The organism is Rhodococcus sp. UNC23MFCrub1.1, from assembly GCF_000686025.1.
Classification (GTDB): Bacteria; Actinomycetota; Actinomycetes; order Mycobacteriales; family Mycobacteriaceae; genus Rhodococcoides.
In genome coordinates this window covers 19,821-40,208 of sequence record NZ_JMLQ01000008.1, presented here as the reverse complement: position 1 = coordinate 40,208, position 20,388 = coordinate 19,821, and the positions used below count along the sequence as shown (strand labels likewise).

Genomic DNA, 20,388 nt, shown 5'->3' with positions numbered 1-20,388 from the left:
GATGGCATGGAGTCGACCGACGGCACGGCGCGACGGGGGCGGCCACGCGACCCCGCCATGGAATCGCGGGTGTACGACGCCGTCGTGGACGTGTACTGGCGCACCGGGTGGGCGGGATTCACCATCGATGCCGTCGCCAAGAGCGGTGGCGTGGGCCGCGCGGCGATCTACCGTCGGTGGCCCACCAAGGAGGCACTCCTCACCGGGGCCCTGGAGACCGTGCTCCCCCTCGTCGACCCCATCGACACCGGCACCCTGCCAGGCGATCTCACGGAACTGGCTCGTCAACTCCTGCGGGGCTATCGAGACTCTTCGGGGCTCATCGCCGTACGCGTGGCCCTCGACGCCCGGGTGTATCCCGATCTCCTCGAGGCGCTGACCGCCACCATCAGCACGAGCAGATTCGTCGCGACCCGAGACATCGTCCGCCGCGCCGTGTCCCGCGGCGAGTTACCGGAACACGTGCGGACCACACTGCTGCTCGAGATGCTCACGGGCGCCGTTCTGAGCCGAGTGTTGTTCGCACACGATGCGACCGAGGCGCCGTCCGCCGCCACCGCGGACGACACGTACATCGACGGACTGGTCGACGCGGTGCTGGCGAGCGTGCGCCGCTAGCGCGTCGACTCGGGAGCGGACGACTGCCCGCGCGCCCTGTCCTCGTACGCGCGACGCCGTTCCGCGTCCACGTCGCCGAGGAAGATCTGCTCGGATCCGAAACGGCGACTGACGAACTCACCGAGTCGGCGCGGCATGAAGCGCTGGCTGACGACGATCGCGCCGGCGGAGGCCGGGATGCGCACTTTGGGTCGCGGCTTCTCGACGAGCCGGACCACCGCCTGTGCGATGTCCTCGGGTTCGGCTTTCTTCATGAAGGGCACGTCTCTCGTTCCCGCTGTGAGTTCGGTGTTGACGAACCACGGCAGGACCAGGGAGAACTCGACGCCGGAGAATCGGTACTCCACCCTCGCCGCCTCGGTGAACGCGATGACCGCAGACTTGCTGGCGCAGTAGGTGGCCAGGCCTGGCGCCACCGTCTCGCCCGCCATCGAGGCGATGGAGACGACGTGTCCGCGCCGTCTCGGCACCATGCGGTGCAGCGCCGACTTGGTGCCGATGATGACGCCGTGCACGTTCACGTCCATGATCCGGCGTGCCACCGCGTCCGGCTCGTCCGTCAGCGCCCCGACCGGCATGATTCCGGCGTTGTTGACCAGGACGTCGACCGGGCCCAGCTCACGCTCGACGCGGTCGAGGAAGGCGTCGAAGGACGCCGGGTCCGTGACGTCCAGTGCTCCGTGCAGGTGCACCCGCGCGGACTCGGCCGCGGCGGCGAGGGCGTCCGCGTCCACGTCCCCGATCGCCACCCTGGCGCCGGCGGCGACCAGCGCGCGCGCCGTCGCGAGGCCGATTCCCCGTGCGCCACCGGTGATGGCGATGACTCGTCCCTGCAGTGATCCCGTCATCGTCTTATTACAGACACGCAGTGTCCGCAAAGTCAAGGGTCCGGAGTGCCGTCGCGGCCGCCCCGGCGATGCGAGGATCGATCCCGTGCAGAACCGTGACGACGACATCCGCCGGGTCCACCGAGTGCTCGACGACCTCCGCCTCGAGTCACTTGTGGACGTGCACACGCATTTCATGCCGCACAGCGTTCTGGCCAAGGTGTGGAACTACTTCGACTCCGTGGACGACCGCCTCGGTACCGCGTGGCCGATCGAGTACCGCGTGGACGAGGACGAACGCACCGACCTGCTGCGCAGGTACCGGGTAGGGACGTTCACGTCCCTGCTGTACCCGCACAAGCCCGGCATGGCGGAGTGGTTGAACGGGTGGGCCGCGGAGTTCGCGGACCGGACACCCGACTGTGTACGCACCGCCACCTTTCACCCCGAACCGGACGCTGCTCGGTACGTCCGTACCGCCGTCGAGGACGGGGTCGGAGTGATGAAATGCCATGTGCAGGTAGGGAACATCGACGTCCACGATCCGTACCTGGACGACGTGTGGGCGGTTCTCGACGACGCCGCCGTACCCGTCGTCATCCACTGCGGATCGGGACCCGAACCCGGTCGCCACACCGGACCGGACCCGATCCGCGCACTACTGCACCGCTTTCCGACACTCACCCTGCTGATCGCACACATGGGTATGCCCGAGTACGAGGACTTCCTCACCCTGGCCGAGACGTTCGACAACGTCGGGCTCGACACCACGATGGTGTTCACCGATTTCACCGAACAGCTCGCGCCCTACCCGCGATCGGCGTTGCCGCGCCTGCGCGACCTGCAGGACAAGATCGTGTTCGGCAGCGACTTCCCCAACATCCCGTACTCGTACGCGCACGCGGTCGAGAGCGTGGTCGGCCTCGGACTCGGTGACGACTGGTCCCGCGCTGTGCTGCACGACAACTGGGCCCGGTTCAGCCGCCGTACGGCACCATGACGTCGATGATCCAGACGACACCGAAGCGGTCGGTGAGTTTGCCGTACAGCGGGGAGAACACCGACGGACCGAGTTCCACCTCGACGGTCGACCCCGCGGCGAGCGCCGTCCAGTAGCCGGTGATCGCGTCGGCGTCGGTGCTGCGCAACGAGAAGTAGAAGGCGTTGCGGCCCGCGTCCCGCACGAGGTCGTGCTGCACGTCGTAGGCCATCACGTGGAAGCCGTCCGGCGAGGAGACCTGGCCCCACACCACCTGGTCGGCCTGATCGGGGCTCGTGTCGCCGTACGGGACCACGACGAGATCGCCGCCGAACACCGAGTGGTAGTACTCGAGCGCGGCGCGCGCGTGGCCGTCGAAGTTCAGATGCAGGGTGCTGGTCACGGTCATGGGGTTCTCCTCGTGGGTGGTCTCTCGCGGGCGGCGATCACCGCCTGCAGACCCACTGTGTCGGTCGAAGCGGCCAGTTTCTGTCCGCTACTTCGGGCAGTATCGGCGGCATGCCCGCACCCTCGTCACGCATGCTCACGCTGCTGTCGTTGCTGCAGCACCGACGGGACTGGCCGGGCGAAGAACTGGCTCGGCGACTCGAGGTGAGTCCGCGCACCGTCCGGAGGGACGTCGACCGGCTCCGCGAGCTGGGGTACGCGGTGTCGTCCGCGAAGGGGCCTGACGGGGGCTATCGCCTGGACGCGGGCGCCGACCTTCCGCCTCTGCTCTTCGACGACGACCAGGCGGTGGCACTCGCCGTCGCCCTCGGCGGTGCCACGTCACTCGGCGTGGACGTGGCCGAGCCTGCCGCCCGAGCTCTCGCCACCGTGCGTCAGGTGCTCCCGAGCAGGTTGCGCCACAGACTCGACCGCGTGGCGACGACGCCTCCGCCCGAGTCCGCGCCCCTGGTCGACAGCCGAACACTGCTGGCGGTCGCCGGTGCGGTCGGCACCGAGGCACTGCGGTTCGCGTACACGTCCCCCTCGTCCGAACCCTCGTCGCGACACGTCGAGCCCTACGGCGTCGTGACCGCGCGGGCGCGGTGGTACCTGGTGGCATGGGATCTGGCGCGCGACGACTGGCGCATCTTCCGACTCGATCGCATGGAGCTGCGCTCACCGACCGGCCGACGCTTCACACCGCGGCCCGTCCCGGGCGGCTCCGCCGGTCGCCTGCTCCAGGCGCGACTCCGCGGATCGGAGACGGGTACCTGGCCCTGCGTCGGCGAGGCGGTCGTCCGTCTGCCGGCCGAGGCGCTGCGGCCGTTCCTCACCGAGTCGGACGAGTCCGTGGAACACGTCGACGCAGAGCGGTGCCGCGTGACGGTCGGCTCGTGGTCGTGGGTCGCCGTGGCCGCGTCCCTCGCACGGTTCGACGCGGACCTCGAGGACGTCTCCCCGCCCGATCTCGTGACGGCGATGGCCACGGTCGCGGCACGTCTCGGCCCCGAACGAACCGACGCGCCCCCGGCGGGCGCTCGATCTGCTACGACTGACTCGTGACGAGACTCGGCATCGTGTTCACCCCCGCCCACGACCCTGCCCGGCTGATCACGGCCGCACGCGCCGCGGAGAAGGCGGGACTCCACGAGTTCTGGCTGTGGGAGGACTGTTTCAGCCACGGTGGGCTGACGACCGCGGCCACAGTGCTGGCGAGCACCGAGCGCATCCAGGTCGGCCTGGGACTCATGCCCGCGCCGCTGCGCAACGTCGCCCTGTGCGCCATGGAGGTCGCGTCGCTGCATCGACTGTTCCCCGGCCGGTTCCTCGCCGGTGCCGGACACGGCGTGCAGCACTGGATGGGGCAGGTCGGCGCCCGCGTCGCGTCTCCGATGACGCTGCTGGACGAGTACTCGACCGCTCTGCAGGCGCTGCTGCGCGGGGAGGAGGTCACCGTCGACGGCCGGTACGTCACCCTCGATGCCGTGCAGCTGCAGTGGCCGGCGCCCGACGAACCGTTCTTTCTCGGCGGTACCGGTCCGAAGACGCTGCGCTACGCGGCATCCCACTCCGACGGCACCTTGTTCGCGGCCGCGATGTCGGACGACGAGCTGGCCGCCTCGTGTGCCGAGGTGAGCGCAGCGCGGCGCTCCGCCGACCATCGCGTCATCGCGCCTCGACTGGTGGCGGTGGGCGCCGGCGCGGACGACCGCATTCGCGACGAGGTCGCGCGCTGGGGCAAGTCCGATACGAGCGGGCTCGCGGTCACCGGCGGCGCGGCGGAGGTGGCGGACGAGGTCGCCCGCCTGGGGCACCTCGGCATCACGACGGTCGTCGCCCACCCCACCGACGACGAGCCCGATCTCGAGGGGTTGATCGAGGTGCTCGGTCAGACGGCTGCGGCGGTGCGCTGAGCACCCGACGGAACACTGTGTGCGGCGAGGAAGTCGAGGAGCACGGGGGCGAAGGATGCGGCATTCTCGAAGAACGGAAAGTGGCTGCCCCCTTCGGCTCTGGTGAAAACGCGAAGTTCGGCGCCGGGGATGCGGTCGGCAGTCCAGGCCTGAGACGCGGTCGACACGTGGCTGACCGCGCCGCCGATCACGAGGGTGGGAACGTCGATGCCGGGCAACACGTCTCGCCAGTCCTGCATGATGTGATCGAACAGGAGCCGCGCACCCCACGCGGCCGGCATCCGAAGGTTCTCCCGGTAGAGCCACTCCACGTCGTCGGCTCCGATGTCCGGGGAGAGCATCGACACCAGGAACGCGTGGCGGATCGCGTCGCTCTCGGGAGACGTCAGCGATGCCACGAAAGCGTCGGCACCGGCGACGTCCAGGATCGCACCCGCATCCCTGCCGTCCTCGGCCGTCATCCACGGCAGGACGGCGCAGGCGCTCGGCTGGTCCACGACGACGAGGGAGTCGACGCGGGACGATCCGTGAGTGTCCAGGTAGCTCCAGGCGACCGAGGCCCCCAACGAGTGTCCGACCAGGCACGCTCGATCCACCGCGAGGGCGTCGAGAACCTCGTGCAGATCGGCTGCCAGCCGCGCGACGCGCGCGCCCGTCGCCGGCTTGCCCGACAGTCCGTGACCACGGAGGTCGAAAGACACCACCCGATGCGTGGGTGCGAGCAGAGGGATCACGCGGTCGAACATCGCCCGTGACTGCGACCATCCGTGCATCAACACCAGGGTGTCACCGGTTGATCCGGGACCGCTGTCTCTGACGTCGAGCGCACACCCGTCGCTGGTGGTGACCATCATGGTTGCGGCTCCTCGGGTCGGTGCCGGCGGAGACACCGACTGAACGAGTGTCGCGCCATGGTGACCTGTGTCACCACCTCTGTCCGTCGGGATGCGCGGTGCCACGATCCTCGTTATGTCGGAACTGCGAGGTCAGGTCATGTAGGTGCAGCCCCAGATGCAGCTGCAGCCGATCCCGTCCCGAGTCGAGATCGAGCGACGTGATCTCCCGTATCCGGTCCAACCGGTAGTAGAGCGACGTCCGATGCATGTGGAGTTCGGCGGCCGTCCTCGCGACGGAACCACCGTGGTCGAGAAACGACCGCAGCGTCGACGTCAGCCGTCCCGACGGGTCCTTCTCCATGAGGCGGCGCAGCGGCGCGGGGACGGATTCCGGAACCATCACCTCCGCGGGAAGCTCGAGCAGCACCGCATCCACCCCGAGGTCGTCCCAGAAGACGGCGCCGGCGGACGGTGCTCGTGACGCGACGTCCGCGCGGTGGCGAGCACGCCACGCGCCTGCGCGTCCCTCGGTCGAGATGCCGACGCCGACGGCGCAGCGATAGGAGCCGGCGCCGAGCACCCGATCGAGGCCCTCCGTCACCCGGCGAACGTGCTCGAGCGTTCCCGCGCGCGTCGGAACCGCTTCCGACGCGAGTAACAGGATCGCGCGGTCGTCGTCGACGAGGTGCTGCGCCGCGACACCGCGCGTCCGCGCCGCCATGTCGACGGCCACCTGCAGCGCCGTCGCGACCGAGGCGTCCGGCGTGCCCAGCGTGGTGACGACGAACGACACCACGGTCACGCACGCCGACCCCGTCGGCCCCCCGTTCCTCACGAACCACGCCTCGGCGGCGCGCCGGGCGGCCTCGTCGTCGCCGAGGAGATCGCGCAACGCTGCCGTCCGTTCGACGGAGTCCTCGCCGGATGCGATGACGCCTGCATGCATCACGGATGCGACGTCCCGGCTCACCTTCTCGATGTGCCGGATCTCGTCCGGAGTGAGAGAACCGTCGGCATCGATGACCATGAGGAAACCGAGTAACCATCCCGGCCCGTGCAGCGGCACACACAGCCGCGCGGTCAGCCCCAGGTCCTGGCTCGCCTCGAGGACGTGCGCTCCGTGCCACCGTCCGGCGCCTCGGGACAGAACGTACCGGCCGACGTCGGCACCGGCGTCGCGTTGCAACACCGCGCGGACGCGCACGGCATCCTCGTCACCGAAATGCCTGCTCGCACAGATCAACCGGATTGCCGGGTCGTCGACCACGACCGACCGGCCGAGATGTTCGGCCAGAGCATCGATCAGCTCCAAGAGGCGAGCATCGACGCTCGGGGTGCCCGTCATGAATGTCACCCTCCCAGTTCTTCCTACAGATGGTGGAAGTTTCGCGCTGTCGCTCGACGCGGCGCGCTGGTTCTGGGCCCCACCCGTCGACGACCATCGAGAGGTCACATTCGCCCTCGGAATCCGGAGCCCGCCATGCCACCGTCACTGTCCGGCCGTGTCGTGCTCGTGTTCGGCGCAGGGTCGAGCGGAACAGCCATGAGCAACGGCCGCGCCGCCGCACTCGCCTATGCCAGGGCCGGGGCGACGGTGGTGGCGATCGACCGGGACCGCGCCGAGGCCGAGCTGACGACGAAGGAGATCGTGAACGACGGCGGACGAGCGATGGCGATCGCGGCGGACATCACGGACGAGGACGGCGTTCGCGACGCTGTCGACGCCGCCGCACACGCCGTCGGGCCGCCCACGATCCTGCATAACAACGTCGGGTCGGTGACCACCGGACACGTCACCGAGCTGAGCCTCGACCGGTGGAACGCCGCGCTGTCGCTCAATCTCACCGGGGTGTTCCTCACCTGCAAGTACACGATTCCGTGGATGCTCTCGGAGGGGGGCGGCGCGATTGTGAACGTCTCCTCGCTGGCGAGCATCCGGTACACCGGGTACTCCTATCCCGCCTACGCCGCCGGGAAGGCCGGAGTGAATCAGCTGACCGTGGCATTGGCGCTGGAGTACGCCGCGTTCGGCGTCCGGGTCAACGCGATCCTGCCGGGGCTGATAGACACACCCCTGGTCTCGCACACCCTGGTGGACGACGCGTCCCGCGAGACCGCACTGGCCGCCCGCCATGCCGCGAGTCCGACCGGACGGATGGGCACGCCACAGGACGTGGCCAATGCGGCTGTCTTTCTCGCCTCGGACGACGCGGCCTACATCAACGGGGTCTGCCTCCCCGTCGACGGCGGCCTGGCGGCGCGGAGCGTGTGAATCGCGACAGCCCTCCGCGATGACTTCCGAACCGCTCGGTGGTCCATCTCGTCACACGCAACCGAGGAGTGACGCCATGGGAACGATCACCATCGAGATGTTCGCGACGCTCGACCTCGTCGGGCAAGCTCCCGGCGGACCCGACGAGGACCCGGACGGGTTCCCGTTCGGCGGCTGGCAGGCGCCGCTGATCGACGACATCACCGGCGCGCAGATCGATGCGGCCTACCGCGGCACCGATGCGCTACTGCTCGGGCGACGGACGTACGACATCTTCGCGTCGTACTGGCCGCACCAGCAGGGCGGACCGGACGACGGCATCGCGAGTCTCTTCAACGGGATTCCCAAGTACGTCGCCTCGCGCGATCCGCGCACGCTCGACTGGGCCGGATCCTCGGTACTGGGCCCGGATCTACCGACCGCAGTGCGCGAGATCCGAGAGCGGCATCAGGACATCAAGGTCGTGGGCAGTCTGGACCTGGTGCAGACGCTGCTGCGGGAGCGGTTGTTCGACCGCCTCGACCTGTGGCTGCACCCCATCGTGCTTGGTGTCGGCAAGACGGTGTTCGACACCGGCGCTCTGCCGACGAGCCTCGCCCTCGTGGCCCCACCGCAGGCGAGCCCCGGTGGCACCGTGTTCCTGCAGTACGCGCTGGGGGACGGCACGCCGACGACCGTCGCGGGCGTCACAAGGGGTTGCTCATCCCCCGATCGGCTTCCCGAACAGACCCGCGACGATCTCGCCCACGGCATCGACCCAGACGGGATAGGTGCGCTCGTCCAGTGCCATGGACCCGACGTCGGCGGTACGGCAACCGGGCTCCACAGGTACACCGGCGAACCGATCACGCATCCACAGAACGGCACTCGGGAACGCGATCACCTCCAGCGACAGGTGTTCGCTGAAGTGGTCGCGGGTGTAGGTGACGTTCGCTCCGGGCCGACTGCAGTACGCGTCGACCATCCCGTTCACCGGCCCGACGGGAACCAACCAGTCCGGGTTCGAGTGGTAGACGTAGATCGGCATGGTCGGCGTAGTGCCACCGAGGTTCAGCGCGTCCAGGGACTTCTTCACCACCGGCTGCTCCAACGGATCCCCCTCGGTCCGCAGGAAACCCTTCAGGTTCAGGAACGGCAGGAGGGCAGAGGTGTACCCCACGCACAGGTTGTCCTTGGCCGCGAAGAGGGCCCGACCCGCGGGATCAATGTGTTCGTCCACGAATCGCGCCAAGTCGGGGTCCTCACGGCTGGCGCCGATGATGCCGGCCGCAACGATGCCGGATCCGAGCGCGTTGTTCGCGTTGTTCACCAGGGCGGCGAGCTCGGCGGGGGTGCCGCCCTCCGTGGCGCCGACGATGCTCAGCTCCGGGGCGTAGGTCCCGGCGAGTTCGGCGGCGTGTCCGGTGGCGATCGCTCCGCCCGAGTAGCCGCTCATCCCGACCTTCGTGTCCACCCCGGACAGTCCCATCGGAGCGAAACTCTCCGCCGCCCGGATGCCGTCGAGCGTGATGCGTCCGGCGACCGGACCGGCGGCGAACGCGTTGTTCGGCCCCTGATGGTCCGGAACCGACACCGCCCAGCCCTGGGCCAGCGCTGCCTGCACTTCGAGGAACTGCACGCCGGACGTCACGGCACCCGTCAGAGGCCACGGGATCGCACCCTGGCGCATGACGTACGACGGCGCGCAGTACGCGGCCAGTGAGTCCTCGGCCATCTGCACCGAGAGCAGCGGACGCGGAGCCGAGGCGGCGCCGCGCGGGGTGATGACGGTGGTCACCGCCGGGATCGGCTCGCCCCGGCCGTTGTTCGACCGGTACGACAACTGCCAGGCGTCGACCTGCGTCGGGATCAGATTCAGCGTGGCCAGGTCCACGGGACGCGCGGCGATGATCTCTCCCGGTGCGGCGGCGGCGACCACGGCGTCGGGCGGCAGGTAGAAGTCGGTGTCGAACTCAGGGATCGCGGGGAAGGTGACGGGCGCCGCGGACACGGGCGTGACCACCGTCGCGGACACCGCCACGGCGGCCACCACCACCGCAAATGCGTACGAAGGACGGAACCGACGAGCGGACATCGATCTCACTCTTTCTGCGCCGAGCCTCGACAGCAGTCGTATGTGCGCCCGGCAACAGTGTTCAGCACATCCAACATGTTGGACACGCGTGTCCATGATTGCGATCAGGACTGTAGAGCGTTGTGGGCTGGATAACAATCCCCGCTATCGATCGAGGTCAGGAACGAACGCGCCGAGGACGGCGATCATCGTCTGGACGATCCCGTCCACGCGTGGCCGGGGCGGCGGGGTGCGCGACCAGTCCGACACCAACTCGGTGAGCGCCCCGAGGAAGGCCGTGGCGGCGAGCCGGTGACCGCCCGGCGGGACGAAGTCGGCGCCGATCTCGGCACGGAGCGTCGCCTCGATGAACTCGGCCCAGGTCGCGCGGCGCCTGCTGCGGTGCTGCTCGACGTCGTCACTCACCCCGACCATCTCGAGGTACGAGATGCGTGCCCGACGTGGGTCCCGTCCCAACGACTCGATCAGCGCGGTCATCGCGGCGACGACGAGCGCTCGTCGGGTGCGGTCCGTCGCGTCGGCGAGCGCGGCGACGACCGCGGCGAGGGCATCGTCCTGCACGAGGTCGTACACGGCGACGAGCAGCGTCTCGCGATTGGCGAACTCGCTGTAGAACTGGCTGCGTGCCAGACCCGCGGCCGAGCAGATGTCGGCGACGGACGTCGCGGCGTACCCCTTGTCGCCGATCACCTCGATGCCGGCCTGCAGGAACCGTCGTCGCCGGTCGGCACGTCGATCCGTCATCGACCGTCCGCCGTAGACGCGATCCACGTCCTCTGCCACGCGAGAACCCTATCGAAGCGGCTCTCGTCGATCGTCAGCCCGCGAGGCGGACCGTCCGCGCGCGCACGGCGAGGAAGAACGGGATCGCAGATCCGATGCCCACGCCGAAGGTGAGGAGCACCGTGACCAGCCACCACCGGACGATGCCGAGACGCCGCGCCTCCGGCAACGCCCAGACGTGGAAGGCGATCACCACGAGGATGAGGTCCACCATCGCGAACCGTCCGGGCACAGTGGACCAGATCTTCCCGACGAAGAAGTCGGCGGCGGATCGTGTCCCGTGCTTCCGGACGTAGGGCAGGGCGATCGCGTTCTGCGCGACACCCGCCACTGCCGCGAGGGCCATGAGTCTGCGTTCGTCCGACGTCGTCACCGATGCTCCGTTCGTGGTGTGGATCTGATGAGTATCACCTGCCGGTGAAGGTGGCCTGCCGTCTCTCGACGAACGACAGCATCCCCTCGGCCGCATCGGACGTCGAGAACAGTGCCCGGATGTCGGGGAGCAGCTGCGCAGCCGCGGCCGCGTCCCCCTCGATCAGGCTGCGATGCGCGGACTCGAGCGTGGCCCGCACACCGAGTGGCGCAGCGGTCTCCGCGATGCGGTGAGCGAGCTCGATCGCGCGCTCGATCGTCGCCGCGGGATCCGCGCAGACCTCCTGCACGAGCCCGATGCGATGAGCCTCCTCGGCGTCGAACTCGTCGCCGGTGAGCATCCACCGCATCGCGTTCCCCCAGCCGGTCTCGCGAGGGAAGCGCAGGGTCGCCCCGCCGAAGGGATAGATACCGCGCTGAACTTCCATCTGGGAGAAACGAGTTCCGGCTGCGGCGACCCGGATGTCGGACGCCAGCAGCAATTCGATGCCGAGCGTCATGCACCAGCCGTGCACCGCCGTCACCACCGGAGTGGTCCACGTCCCGTCGAGGCGCCACGGATCTCGCCCACCCTCGGCGAACGGCAGGCGATCGCCCGTCAGGTGCTGGGCGACGTCCACGAGATCGAGACCGGCGGTGAAGTGCTCACCGTGGGCGAACAGCACGCCGGCACGGAGGTCGTCGTCCTCCTCCACCATTCCGTAGGCCGTCGACAGCTCGCGGATCATGTCGGTGGTGAAGGAGTTCCGCTTCGACGGCCTGTTCAGCCCGATGTGCAGGACGTGCCCACGCGGTTCGACAGTGATGGTCTGAAACTCGGTCACGACACACTCCCCCTGTGGCGGGCCGGAACCCGGTTATATGTTCCATCGCATAGTACACAGAGGTGCCGGACCCGCACATGCAGAAAGCCGGCACCAGGATGATCCTGGTACCGGCTCTCTGTGGTGCGCCCGAAGGGATTCGAACCCCTAACCTCCTGATCCGTAGTCAGGTGCTCTATCCGTTGAGCTACGGGCGCATGCTGTGGTGCTGTTCAGTTGTCCTCCGACCGAAGTCGAAAGTGGCGGAGGCGAGAGGATTTGAACCTCCGGACCCGGTGAAGGGTCAAGTCATTAGCAGTGACTCCCATTCGGCCGCTCTGGCACGCCTCCTGGACCTCTTTCGAGGGCACCGGTCCTTGCGAACCGCCGAGAAGGAAGATTACACACGCGCCGGAGTAGACGCAAAACGGCTGGTGGGGCGGTCTTATCGGAGATGACTGTCGAACCAGTCGAAGATGCGACGTTGGGCGTCGACGATCGCCTCCTCGCCGGCCGACTCCTCCGACACGGCGGATTCCTCGTCCGCACGATGCTCGACACCGGCGTAACTGACGACGAGCGTGGCGACGGACGCCTTCGACACGGCCTCCTGCAACTGCTCCACGTGCTCCACGGGAGTGCGGACGTCGTCGCGTCCGTAGAGACCGAGCCAGGGCGCCTTGAGGGATGCCGCCGCGTCGACGAGAGCGAGCGCATCCGTGGTCAGCGCCTCGACGATGCCGGGAGCCGCGACACTCACCGCCGCACCGATGGCTCGATCGGTGGCCACCAGGGCGGCTGCGGTTCCGGCATCGTCGAATCCGATGACGCCGATGCAGTCGGTCGGGACGCCTCGGCTCTGCAGCCAGTCGACGGTGGCGTCGAAGTCCTCGAACAACGGCGTGCCGAACACCTCGTCGTCGCCCGCCGCCCGGTGGAACAGGTGCGGCGCCGCGACCAACCAGCCGTCGGCGGCGAGGGACCGCATGAACTCGAGCAGGGCCTGCGGGAGCTCGCGCGCCTCGTGCAACACCACGATGCCGCCGCGAGCCCTGCTGTCCGGCTCGAACGCGGTGAGCGGCACGCGATCGAGCGTGGCTGTGTCCGCACCCTCGTCGCGGGGGCGGATGGGCGCAGTGTCCTCGATGAGACCCGACATGGCTCCACGGTAATGGCACACAATGGCGAAAGCGAGGGTCGAGCGAGAGCCGCGACCACACTGTGTCCGACCGCCGCGCATAATCGGTGATCGTGACCCCACGCACGCGCCCCGACCTCGATGCCATCCCCGGTTACCTGCCCGGCCGCTCGTTCCCGGGCGCGATCAAACTCGCCAGCAACGAGACCACGGCCGGCCCGCTGCCCAGCGTTCGCGAGGCCATCGCCGAGGCGGCGGCCGGAGTGAACCGCTATCCCGACAACCAGTCGACAGTCCTGGTCGAGGCGCTCGCGGACTTCCTCGACGTCCCGGCCACCACCGTCGCCGTCGGCTGCGGATCGGTCGCGCTGTGCCAGGAACTGGTCCAGGTCACCTGCAACGCCGGGGACGAGGTCGTCTTCGGCTGGCGCTCGTTCGAGGCCTACCCCATCGTCACGCTCGTCGCCGGCGCCACCGCCGTGCGTGTGCCGCTCACTCACGACGACGTGCACGACCTCGACGCGATGGCCGCAGCGGTGACGGACAAGACCCGTCTCATGTTCGTGTGCAACCCGAACAACCCGACGGGCACCGTGGTGGACCCCGCCGACCTCGAACGGTTCCTCGACGCGATCCCCGACCACATCGTCGTGGTGCTGGACGAGGCCTACTTCGAGTACACCGACCGCGCGATCGACGGCGTGGAGATCGGACGAACCCGGCCCAACGTCGTGGTGCTGCGGACGTTCTCGAAGGCCTACGGCCTCGCCGGACTGCGGGTGGGGTACGCCGTCGGAGCACCGTCGATCATCACGTCGATGAAGAAGGTGCACACCGCGTTCAGCGTGAGCAGTGTCGCGCAGAGTGGCGCCGTCGCATCTCTCGCGGCCTCGGACGAACTGCTGGCACGCACGGCCACCGTGACGGCCGAGCGGTCGCGGTTACGGGACTCGTTGCGCGGCATGGGATTCCACGTACCCGAGTCGTCGGCGAACTTCGTCTGGATCCCGCTGGGGGCGGAGTCGGGAGACTTCTCCGCAGCGTCCACCGAGGCCGGTGTCATCGTGCGGGCGTACGGGGACGACGGCGTGCGCGTGACCGTGGGCGACCCACACGAGAACGATGCGTTCCTCGCGTTCGCCGCGTCGGCTGCCGAGCAGTTCGCCGGGGCCACGGCCTCGCGATAGGACCCGTGTGCGCACGCGGTGCGTGAGGCGCACACCCTCTGCAGCCGGCGGGAGAGGGTGTGCGGTCGACGGAGCGGGTGTGCACACCCCCGACAACCGGGCGGGTCGACGCGCACCACTCGGGCACACGCCGAAAGATCTTTACGGCGGAGCACCAGAGACTGTGCACACCCCTTGCGTGAGGCGCACACCCTCTGCAGCCGGCGGGAGAGGGTGTGCGGTCGCCGGAGACTGCGTACGCCCCTGACAGCTACAGGCCGAGCGCCCTGGCCACGACGGGCCACGAGTTGTGCATCTCGTCCTGCCAGTAGCGCCAGGAGTGCGTGCCGTACGGCTTGAACACGATGGTCGCCGGGACACCCGCCGCGCGCAGCGTGTCGGCGAAGCCGGTGGTGCAGATGTTCGCGGCGGCCTCGAGGGGGCCGCCGACGGTCAGCGCGTCGATGATCTCCTCACCGAAACCGCCACCCGCCTCGTACGGTCCGGGGAATCCGTTGCCCGTCGACAGGTACACCTGCTTGCCGCGGAGCGTCTCGACGCGGGTACTCGGATCGTTCTCGGCCCACAGCGGATCCGCGTTCGTGCCCCACATGTTGGTGGCGTCGCCTCCGGTGGACCCGACGGTGGCACGCACCGCGTTCTTCGTCTCGTTGGAGCGGTTGTCGTAGCAACCGCTGAATCCGGCGATGCCCGTGTACAGATCGGGATGCTTGGTCAGCAGGTTCATCGCGCCCTGTGCGCCCATCGACAGACCCATCAGCGCGTTGACGCCGTTGCCGTCGAAGCGGGCATCGATCAACGGGGGCAGTTCCGACGTCAGGAACGTCTCCCACTTGTTGACGCCGAGCACGGGATCGGGCTGGGCCCAGTCGGCGTAGTAGGCACCGCGTCCCCCGACGGGAAGGACGATGTTGGCGGCCTTGTCCGAGAAGAACGAGATCGCGTCCGTCTTCTGCGTCCACGTGCTCTCCGTGTAGCCGGACTCCTCGCCCGCACTGACCCCGTCCAGCATGTACAGCGACGGACGCGGTACCGATCGATCGGCGGGCAGCAACACCTGCACCTGGATCTCGCGGTTCATCGACGAGGAGAACACCGACATGACGGCCCGGCGATCGGTCGCCATGGTCACCGAGACGACGCGAGTGGGTGACGACGCGTCCACGGCCGGCGTCGGAACGCCCGGCTGCGCACCCGCCACCGGCGCGGAGCCGAGAAGCGTCAGCGCGGTGAGGCACCCCGCGGCGAGCAGAGCGGGACGTCGCATCGACAGACCTTTCGTCCGATGTGGCTCGCGTGGAGCCACCGGTGAACAGAGAGACACGACGCGCGGAACGTCCCGCGCGCCCAGGGGAACGCGTACCAACTTACTTGCCGGTAGGTACGCCGCCTTCAGGTCCAAAGGACTGCTCGACGTCCTGTCTGCGGTCACAAGAACCGGCGACGAGGACACCGAGACCGGGAACCGTGCCGAAAGCGTACCGCGAGACGGTGGACGACACGTGAACCGGACTTCGAGGCATCACCCACGTGTGTGACATTTCATGAAGTGGGTCACCGTCAATTGTGTGAAAGCAAGATGTAACTAGGTGAAAACGCGACTTGTTTTGCCTCAACAGGCGTCATGCAGGGGTGTCATCGCAGGTCACAGCGGTTGGCCTGACAACGGGAACAGACACCGCAGTGGGCCTGAGCGCATACCGTGGCTCTCGAATAGGTATCTCGAAACAATCTCGGGACCCGTTAATGATTGTTACGGTACCCCGAGAACATGCACGACTGACATGAACTACACAGTCATGGGGGGATCGATGACCACACCGAAGACAGCTCCGAAGCCGCTTCCGGGACACATGGAAGCGGGCCTGATCGCCGGCACCCGCACGAACTCTCTGGCGATGAGCGATCTGCGAGGGGTGGCGCGTCATCTGGTCGATCACTTCCAGGCCAACACCCCCTGCGGAACGCTCCCCGGCGAGCTCCTGCACGGCGACGTCACCGAGGTCACCGTCAAGTGCCTGGGTCTCGCCGTCCGCATGCTCGAATCGGGCAAGACGCCGTCGGACAAGGACCTCGCCAACGTCCACGACGCGGCCGCTCGCTGGGCTCGCGAGGGGGTGCCGCTGCGCTCGATCCTGCGCGCCTATCACGACGGCTTCCGCTTCGGTCTCACTCTCGTCAGCCGTGACGCCAAGGCTCAGAACATCGAGAACGTCACCGACAACTCGCTCGTCCTGGTGAGCCTCCTCGAGGCCGTCACCACCGAGGTGTCCATGGCGTACGTGGAGGAGTACCGCTCCGTCGCGTCCGAGCACCACACCGCCACGCACACACTGGTGACCACGTTGCTCAGCGGCGGTCAGAACGCCCTGTCCACCGCGCAGCAGTGCGGCATCGACCTCGCCGACGAGTACCTCGTCATCGCGCTGCACTTCCCGCAGCATCCCGACGAGGCGAACCCCGTCGTCGATCGCACCGTGTCCGCACGGCGCAAGCTGCGCCGCATCCAGGCGGAACTCGCGACCATTTGCGGGAAGTCGCCGCTGGCCCTGCTCAGCACCGACGGCGGCACCGTGCTCCTGCCCGCACCGCGCGAACGCGAGTGGGTGGACACCCTCGTCGAGCGACTCTCCCGCGCCGGCGAGATCCCGATCACCGCCACGATGACGTCGGCCGAGCGCGAGGACATCCCCGGTGCTGCCGAGCACGTCTACGAACTGCTCTCGCTCACACGGCAACTCGGCCGACCGGCCGGGATGTACCGCACCGAGGACCTGGTGCTCGAGTACCAGCTCACCCGTCCGGGCCGCGGCCGGGAGCAGCTGCTCCGCGCTCTGAAGCCCCTCGACGACGCGCCCGAGCTGCTCGACACGCTGACGTCGTACATCGGTCACGAACTCAACCGCCAGCGCACCGCGCGGCACCTGTTCGTGCACGCCAACACCGTCGACTACCGCCTCAAGCGCATCGGCCAGCTCACCGGCATCGATCCCAGCGTGCCCTCGGGACTGCGCTACCTGCAGGCCGCCATCGTGGCCCGCGGACTCGCCGCCGCGAAGCAGAAGTAACGCGGCACCGACCGACACGAACGCCCCCTCCGGACGGAGGGGGCGTTCGTCGTCGATCACATCGCACTGGCGGAAGCGGAGGGATTTGAACCCCCGGACGCTTTCACACGTCTCTCGCTTTCAAGGCGAGTGCATTGGGCCGCTCTGCCACGCTTCCGCGATCGATACTAGTGGTCTCCCGCGAGCAGTCGTCGATCGACCTTCTCGAACACCTCGGCCATCGTCGCGAGTTCGTCGGCCGTGAGCAGATCGATCAGGCATCGCCGTACCGCAGCGACGTGCGACGGTGCCGCTGCCGCCAGGCGGGCGCGTCCGTCGTCCGTGATGACGGCCAGGACACCACGCCCGTCCTCGTCGCAGGTGTCTCGAACGACCAAGCCCTGCTCCTGCATTCGGCGGATCTGGTGCGTGAGCCGGCTCCTCGACGAGAGCACGCCGTCGGCGAGCAGACTCATCCGCAGCGAACCGTCGGGAGCCTCGCTCAGTCGCACCAGGATGCGGTACTCGGCCAGGGTCAGACCTTCTCGCGTGTGCAGGTCGCGGTTCAGGGTGTCCATGAGGCGGTAGTCGGCATCGATGAACGCGCGCCACGCGCGGGCCTCCGCCTCGTTCAACCAGGCCACCGGCGGGGCCGCGGTCTGTGACTCCTCGGGACGCGCACTGTGAACGACCATGACGGAAGGCTAGACCGAGGTGACCCCCGCGCGTGCCGACCTGCGCATCTTCAGGACCGGTACAGAATCGACCCGTCCACCTCGGTGACCGACGACAGCCCGGCCAGTCCCATGGTGATGTCGAGGTCGCCCAGCAGGCACCGCAGCGCATGGACGACACCCTCCCGACCCGCGAGTCCCAGGCCGTACACCCACGGCCGCCCGTAGAACACCGCGTCGGCGCCGAGGGCCAGCGCGACCACCACGTCGGCGCCGGAGCGGACACCGGAATCGAGCAGCACGGTCGCGTGATCCCCGACGGCCGCGGCGACGGGTTCGAGCGCGTCGAGCGCTGCGATCGAGTTGTCCACCTGTCGCCCACCGTGATTGGAGACGACGACGCCGTCGGCACCCGCGTCGACGACGGCACGGGCATCGTCGGGGTGCAGTATCCCCTTGACCACGACGGGCAGATGCGTCCACTCACGCACCCGCGCGACGTCGGACGGGCGGAGCGTGTGGTTGCCGAACATGCCGACCCAGGTGAGCACCGCGATCTGCAGCGCCTCGGCACTCTCCTCGGGAGGCGACGCCAGGCGTGAGCGAAAGACCGGATCGGACAGGTAGTTCGCGATGCCCTCGGCGCGGAGGAAGGGCAGATGACCGAGCGTGAGATCGCGCGGACGCCACCCGATGCCGGGGGTGTCCGCCGTGACGACGATGACCTTCGCTCCCGCCGCGGTGGCACGACGCACCAGTGACTCCGCGACGCCGTCGTCCGACGGCCAGTACAGCTGGTACCACCAGCTCTCGCCGGACTCCGCCGCGACGTCCTCGAGCGGAGTGGACGACGCGGTGGACAGCACCGAGCCGATCCCCAGCTCGGCGGCGGCCGACCCGACGGCGGGTTCCGCCGCGGGGTGCACCATGCCGAGGACGCCGATCGGCGCGGTGAGCACCGGTGCGGCGAGGGTGGTCCCCAGCACGGTCACCGACAGGTCGCGGGCGTCCGGTGCGCTGGCCCCGCGCCACATCCGGGGAACGATCCTGCGGGAGCCGAACGCGTCGACGTTTCCACGCGCCGTGCGTTCCGTGGACGCACTCCCGGCGATGTACGCGAACGCGGCCGCGGACAGCGTCTCGCGCGCCCGCTCCTCGAGACCGTCGGCCGTCATCGGCAGGTCGGGGGTCGTGCCGCCGAGCCCGGTCAGGTAGATCTCGTTCTGGAAGTTGCCGAAAGTGCTCACACGCAAACGCTAGCGAACGCGCACGCCCGGCAACACGATTTCACGCTGGTGAGCGTCACATGTCCGGCAGGATGGCGCCATGCCGGATCCCTATGTCGCCTCCCCCGACCGCTACGACACCGACCGCCCGACAGCGATGCCCTACCGCCGTACCGGTGAGAGCGGACTGAAGCTGCCCGCCATCTCGCTGGGGCTGTGGCACAACTTCGGTGACGACGTGCCGCTCGCCACCCAGCGCGCCGTCCTCCGCCGGGCGTTCGACCTCGGCATCACCCACTTCGATCTCGCCAACAACTACGGGCCGCCGTACGGCAGCGCGGAGATCAACTTCGGCCGCATCCTGCGGGAGGACTTCGGGCCGTACCGCGACGAGCTGGTCATCTCGACGAAGGCGGGGTGGGACATGTGGCCGGGCCCGTACGGCTTCGGCGGGTCGCGCAAGTACCTGCTGAGCTCACTGGACCGCTCACTCGAGCGCATGGGGCTCGACAGCGTCGACATCTTCTACAGCCACCGCCCCGACAAGGACACACCCGTCGAGGAGACCGCGGGCGCGCTGGTCAGTGCCGTCGAGCAGGGCAAGGCGCGCTACGTGGGCATCAGCTCGTACTCGGCGGCGCGCACCCGCCAGATGGCGGCACTGCTGTCCGATGCGGGAGTGCCACTGCTGATCCACCAGCCGAGTTACTCGATGCTCAATCGCTGGATCGAGTCCGATCTGCTGCCGGCCGTCGACGAGCTGGGAGTCGGAGTGATCGCGTTCTCCCCTCTCGCGCAGGGCATGCTGACCGACAAGTACCTCGGCGGAATCCCCGACGAGTCGCGCGCGGCACAGGGGAAGTCGTTCGATCCCGAGTGGCTGACCGAGGACATGCGCGGGCATCTGAACGCGCTGAACGACATCGCCGCGGCGCGGGGGCAGTCGCTCGCCCAGATGTCGTTGGCCTGGGCGCTGCGCGACCCGCGGGTCACGACGGTGCTGATCGGCGCCTCGTCCGTCGAGCAGCTCGACGACAACGTGGGTGCACTCGCGCGACTCCGCTTCGACGACGACGAACTGAGCCGCATCGACGAGCACGCCAAGGAGTCCGGCATCAACCTGTGGGAAGAGCCGTCACGGATCTGATCCGACACCGGCACGACACCGGCACGACAGTGCCGTGACAGC

The 20,388-nt window shown here is 68.6% G+C and carries 20 protein-coding genes, 3 tRNA genes and 1 pseudogene; 9 read left to right on the top strand and 15 right to left on the bottom strand.

The window, feature by feature from the left end; translation table 11 throughout:
- Positions 1-6: 6 nt before the first annotated feature.
- On the top strand, positions 7-618 hold the full coding sequence (locus BR07_RS0117785; protein WP_027506584.1) for a TetR/AcrR family transcriptional regulator: 612 nt from the start codon (positions 7-9) through the stop codon (positions 616-618).
- Here BR07_RS0117785 and BR07_RS0117780 read toward each other — a convergent pair.
- Positions 615-1,466, bottom strand: coding sequence for an SDR family oxidoreductase (locus BR07_RS0117780; protein ID WP_027506583.1), 852 nt, complete (start codon positions 1,464-1,466; stop codon positions 615-617). The genes BR07_RS0117785 and BR07_RS0117780 overlap by 4 nt on opposite strands.
- 85 nt (positions 1,467-1,551) lie before the next feature.
- On the opposite strand from BR07_RS0117780, the gene BR07_RS0117775 reads away from it, so the two are divergent.
- On the top strand, positions 1,552-2,445 hold the full coding sequence (locus BR07_RS0117775; RefSeq protein WP_269320106.1) for an amidohydrolase family protein: 894 nt from the start codon (positions 1,552-1,554) through the stop codon (positions 2,443-2,445).
- Here BR07_RS0117775 and BR07_RS0117770 read toward each other — a convergent pair.
- Positions 2,423-2,833 (bottom strand): VOC family protein, encoded by a 411-nt coding sequence (locus BR07_RS0117770; RefSeq protein WP_027506581.1) that lies wholly within the window; start codon positions 2,831-2,833, stop codon positions 2,423-2,425. The genes BR07_RS0117775 and BR07_RS0117770 overlap by 23 nt on opposite strands.
- 110 nt (positions 2,834-2,943) lie before the next feature.
- On the opposite strand from BR07_RS0117770, the gene BR07_RS0117765 reads away from it, so the two are divergent.
- Together BR07_RS0117765 and BR07_RS0117760 are read left to right on the top strand one after the other, a co-directional pair.
- On the top strand, positions 2,944-3,936 hold the full coding sequence (locus BR07_RS0117765; protein WP_037186458.1) for a helix-turn-helix transcriptional regulator: 993 nt from the start codon (positions 2,944-2,946) through the stop codon (positions 3,934-3,936).
- On the top strand, positions 3,933-4,787 hold the full coding sequence (locus BR07_RS0117760) for an LLM class flavin-dependent oxidoreductase (protein ID WP_027506579.1): 855 nt from the start codon (positions 3,933-3,935) through the stop codon (positions 4,785-4,787). Before BR07_RS0117765 ends, BR07_RS0117760 begins: the two co-directional genes overlap by 4 nt.
- On the opposite strand, the gene BR07_RS25310 is transcribed toward BR07_RS0117760, so the two are convergent.
- Together BR07_RS25310 and BR07_RS25305 are read right to left on the bottom strand one after the other, a co-directional pair.
- Positions 4,763-5,641, bottom strand: coding sequence for an alpha/beta fold hydrolase (locus BR07_RS25310; RefSeq protein ID WP_037186456.1), 879 nt, complete (start codon positions 5,639-5,641; stop codon positions 4,763-4,765). The genes BR07_RS0117760 and BR07_RS25310 overlap by 25 nt on opposite strands.
- 70 nt (positions 5,642-5,711) lie before the next feature.
- Positions 5,712-6,968, bottom strand: a complete 1,257-nt coding sequence (locus tag BR07_RS25305; protein WP_155957097.1) for a PucR family transcriptional regulator — start codon at positions 6,966-6,968, stop codon at positions 5,712-5,714.
- A 135-nt stretch (positions 6,969-7,103) separates the two neighbouring features.
- On the opposite strand from BR07_RS25305, the gene BR07_RS0117745 reads away from it, so the two are divergent.
- Together BR07_RS0117745 and BR07_RS27080 are read left to right on the top strand one after the other, a co-directional pair.
- Positions 7,104-7,895 (top strand): SDR family NAD(P)-dependent oxidoreductase, encoded by a 792-nt coding sequence (locus tag BR07_RS0117745; protein WP_027506578.1) that lies wholly within the window; start codon positions 7,104-7,106, stop codon positions 7,893-7,895.
- Between the two features lie 76 nt (positions 7,896-7,971).
- Positions 7,972-8,571 (top strand): annotated as a pseudogene (locus tag BR07_RS27080) (dihydrofolate reductase family protein); the annotation flags it as partial.
- Between the two features lie 24 nt (positions 8,572-8,595).
- Here the strand turns inward: BR07_RS27080 and BR07_RS27075 are convergent.
- The 7 genes from BR07_RS27075 to BR07_RS0117705 all read right to left on the bottom strand — a co-directional run bounded on the left by BR07_RS27075 (position 8,596) and on the right by BR07_RS0117705 (position 13,086).
- Entirely contained in the window at positions 8,596-9,969 is a 1,374-nt protein-coding gene (locus BR07_RS27075) for a lipase family protein (RefSeq protein WP_051613547.1), read from the bottom strand.
- A 144-nt stretch (positions 9,970-10,113) separates the two neighbouring features.
- The gene (locus BR07_RS0117730) at positions 10,114-10,752 is read right to left on the bottom strand and encodes a TetR/AcrR family transcriptional regulator (protein WP_027506576.1); all 639 of its coding nucleotides are present in this window, start codon (positions 10,750-10,752) and stop codon (positions 10,114-10,116) included.
- Positions 10,753-10,786: 34 nt separating this feature from the next.
- Complete coding sequence (locus tag BR07_RS0117725) at positions 10,787-11,125, bottom strand: DUF2834 domain-containing protein (protein ID WP_037186452.1); 339 nt, start codon at positions 11,123-11,125, stop codon at positions 10,787-10,789.
- A gap of 34 nt (positions 11,126-11,159) precedes the next feature.
- Positions 11,160-11,948: a crotonase/enoyl-CoA hydratase family protein gene (locus BR07_RS0117720; protein WP_027506574.1), complete on the bottom strand. Its 789-nt coding sequence runs from the start codon at positions 11,946-11,948 to the stop codon at positions 11,160-11,162.
- A gap of 121 nt (positions 11,949-12,069) precedes the next feature.
- Positions 12,070-12,145, bottom strand: a tRNA-Arg gene (locus BR07_RS0117715).
- A gap of 43 nt (positions 12,146-12,188) precedes the next feature.
- Positions 12,189-12,278 (bottom strand) — tRNA-Ser (locus tag BR07_RS0117710).
- 94 nt (positions 12,279-12,372) lie between these two features.
- Complete coding sequence (locus BR07_RS0117705) at positions 12,373-13,086, bottom strand: dienelactone hydrolase family protein (protein ID WP_027506573.1); 714 nt, start codon at positions 13,084-13,086, stop codon at positions 12,373-12,375.
- A 92-nt stretch (positions 13,087-13,178) separates the two neighbouring features.
- On the opposite strand from BR07_RS0117705, the gene hisC reads away from it, so the two are divergent.
- Positions 13,179-14,252, top strand: coding sequence for a histidinol-phosphate transaminase (gene hisC / locus BR07_RS0117700; RefSeq protein WP_027506572.1), 1,074 nt, complete (start codon positions 13,179-13,181; stop codon positions 14,250-14,252).
- A 250-nt stretch (positions 14,253-14,502) separates the two neighbouring features.
- Here hisC and BR07_RS0117695 read toward each other — a convergent pair whose 3' ends face one another.
- Entirely contained in the window at positions 14,503-15,519 is a 1,017-nt protein-coding gene (locus BR07_RS0117695; RefSeq protein ID WP_027506571.1) for an alpha/beta hydrolase, read from the bottom strand.
- Positions 15,520-16,063: 544 nt separating this feature from the next.
- Here BR07_RS0117695 and BR07_RS0117690 point away from each other — a divergent pair.
- Positions 16,064-17,320, top strand: coding sequence for a PucR family transcriptional regulator (locus BR07_RS0117690; protein ID WP_231476429.1), 1,257 nt, complete (start codon positions 16,064-16,066; stop codon positions 17,318-17,320).
- A 67-nt stretch (positions 17,321-17,387) separates the two neighbouring features.
- On the opposite strand, the gene BR07_RS0117685 is transcribed toward BR07_RS0117690, so the two are convergent.
- From BR07_RS0117685 to BR07_RS0117675, 3 genes are all read right to left on the bottom strand, one after another.
- Positions 17,388-17,477: transfer RNA gene (locus BR07_RS0117685), tRNA-Ser, on the bottom strand.
- 10 nt (positions 17,478-17,487) lie between these two features.
- Positions 17,488-17,994, bottom strand: coding sequence for a MarR family winged helix-turn-helix transcriptional regulator (locus BR07_RS0117680; protein WP_051613546.1), 507 nt, complete (start codon positions 17,992-17,994; stop codon positions 17,488-17,490).
- A 50-nt stretch (positions 17,995-18,044) separates the two neighbouring features.
- The gene (locus BR07_RS0117675; protein WP_027506568.1) at positions 18,045-19,220 is read right to left on the bottom strand and encodes an alpha-hydroxy-acid oxidizing protein; all 1,176 of its coding nucleotides are present in this window, start codon (positions 19,218-19,220) and stop codon (positions 18,045-18,047) included.
- Between the two features lie 79 nt (positions 19,221-19,299).
- Between BR07_RS0117675 and mgrA the strand changes: the two genes are divergently transcribed.
- Entirely contained in the window at positions 19,300-20,346 is a 1,047-nt protein-coding gene (gene mgrA / locus BR07_RS0117670; protein ID WP_027506567.1) for an L-glyceraldehyde 3-phosphate reductase, read from the top strand.
- Positions 20,347-20,388: the final 42 nt, after the last annotated feature.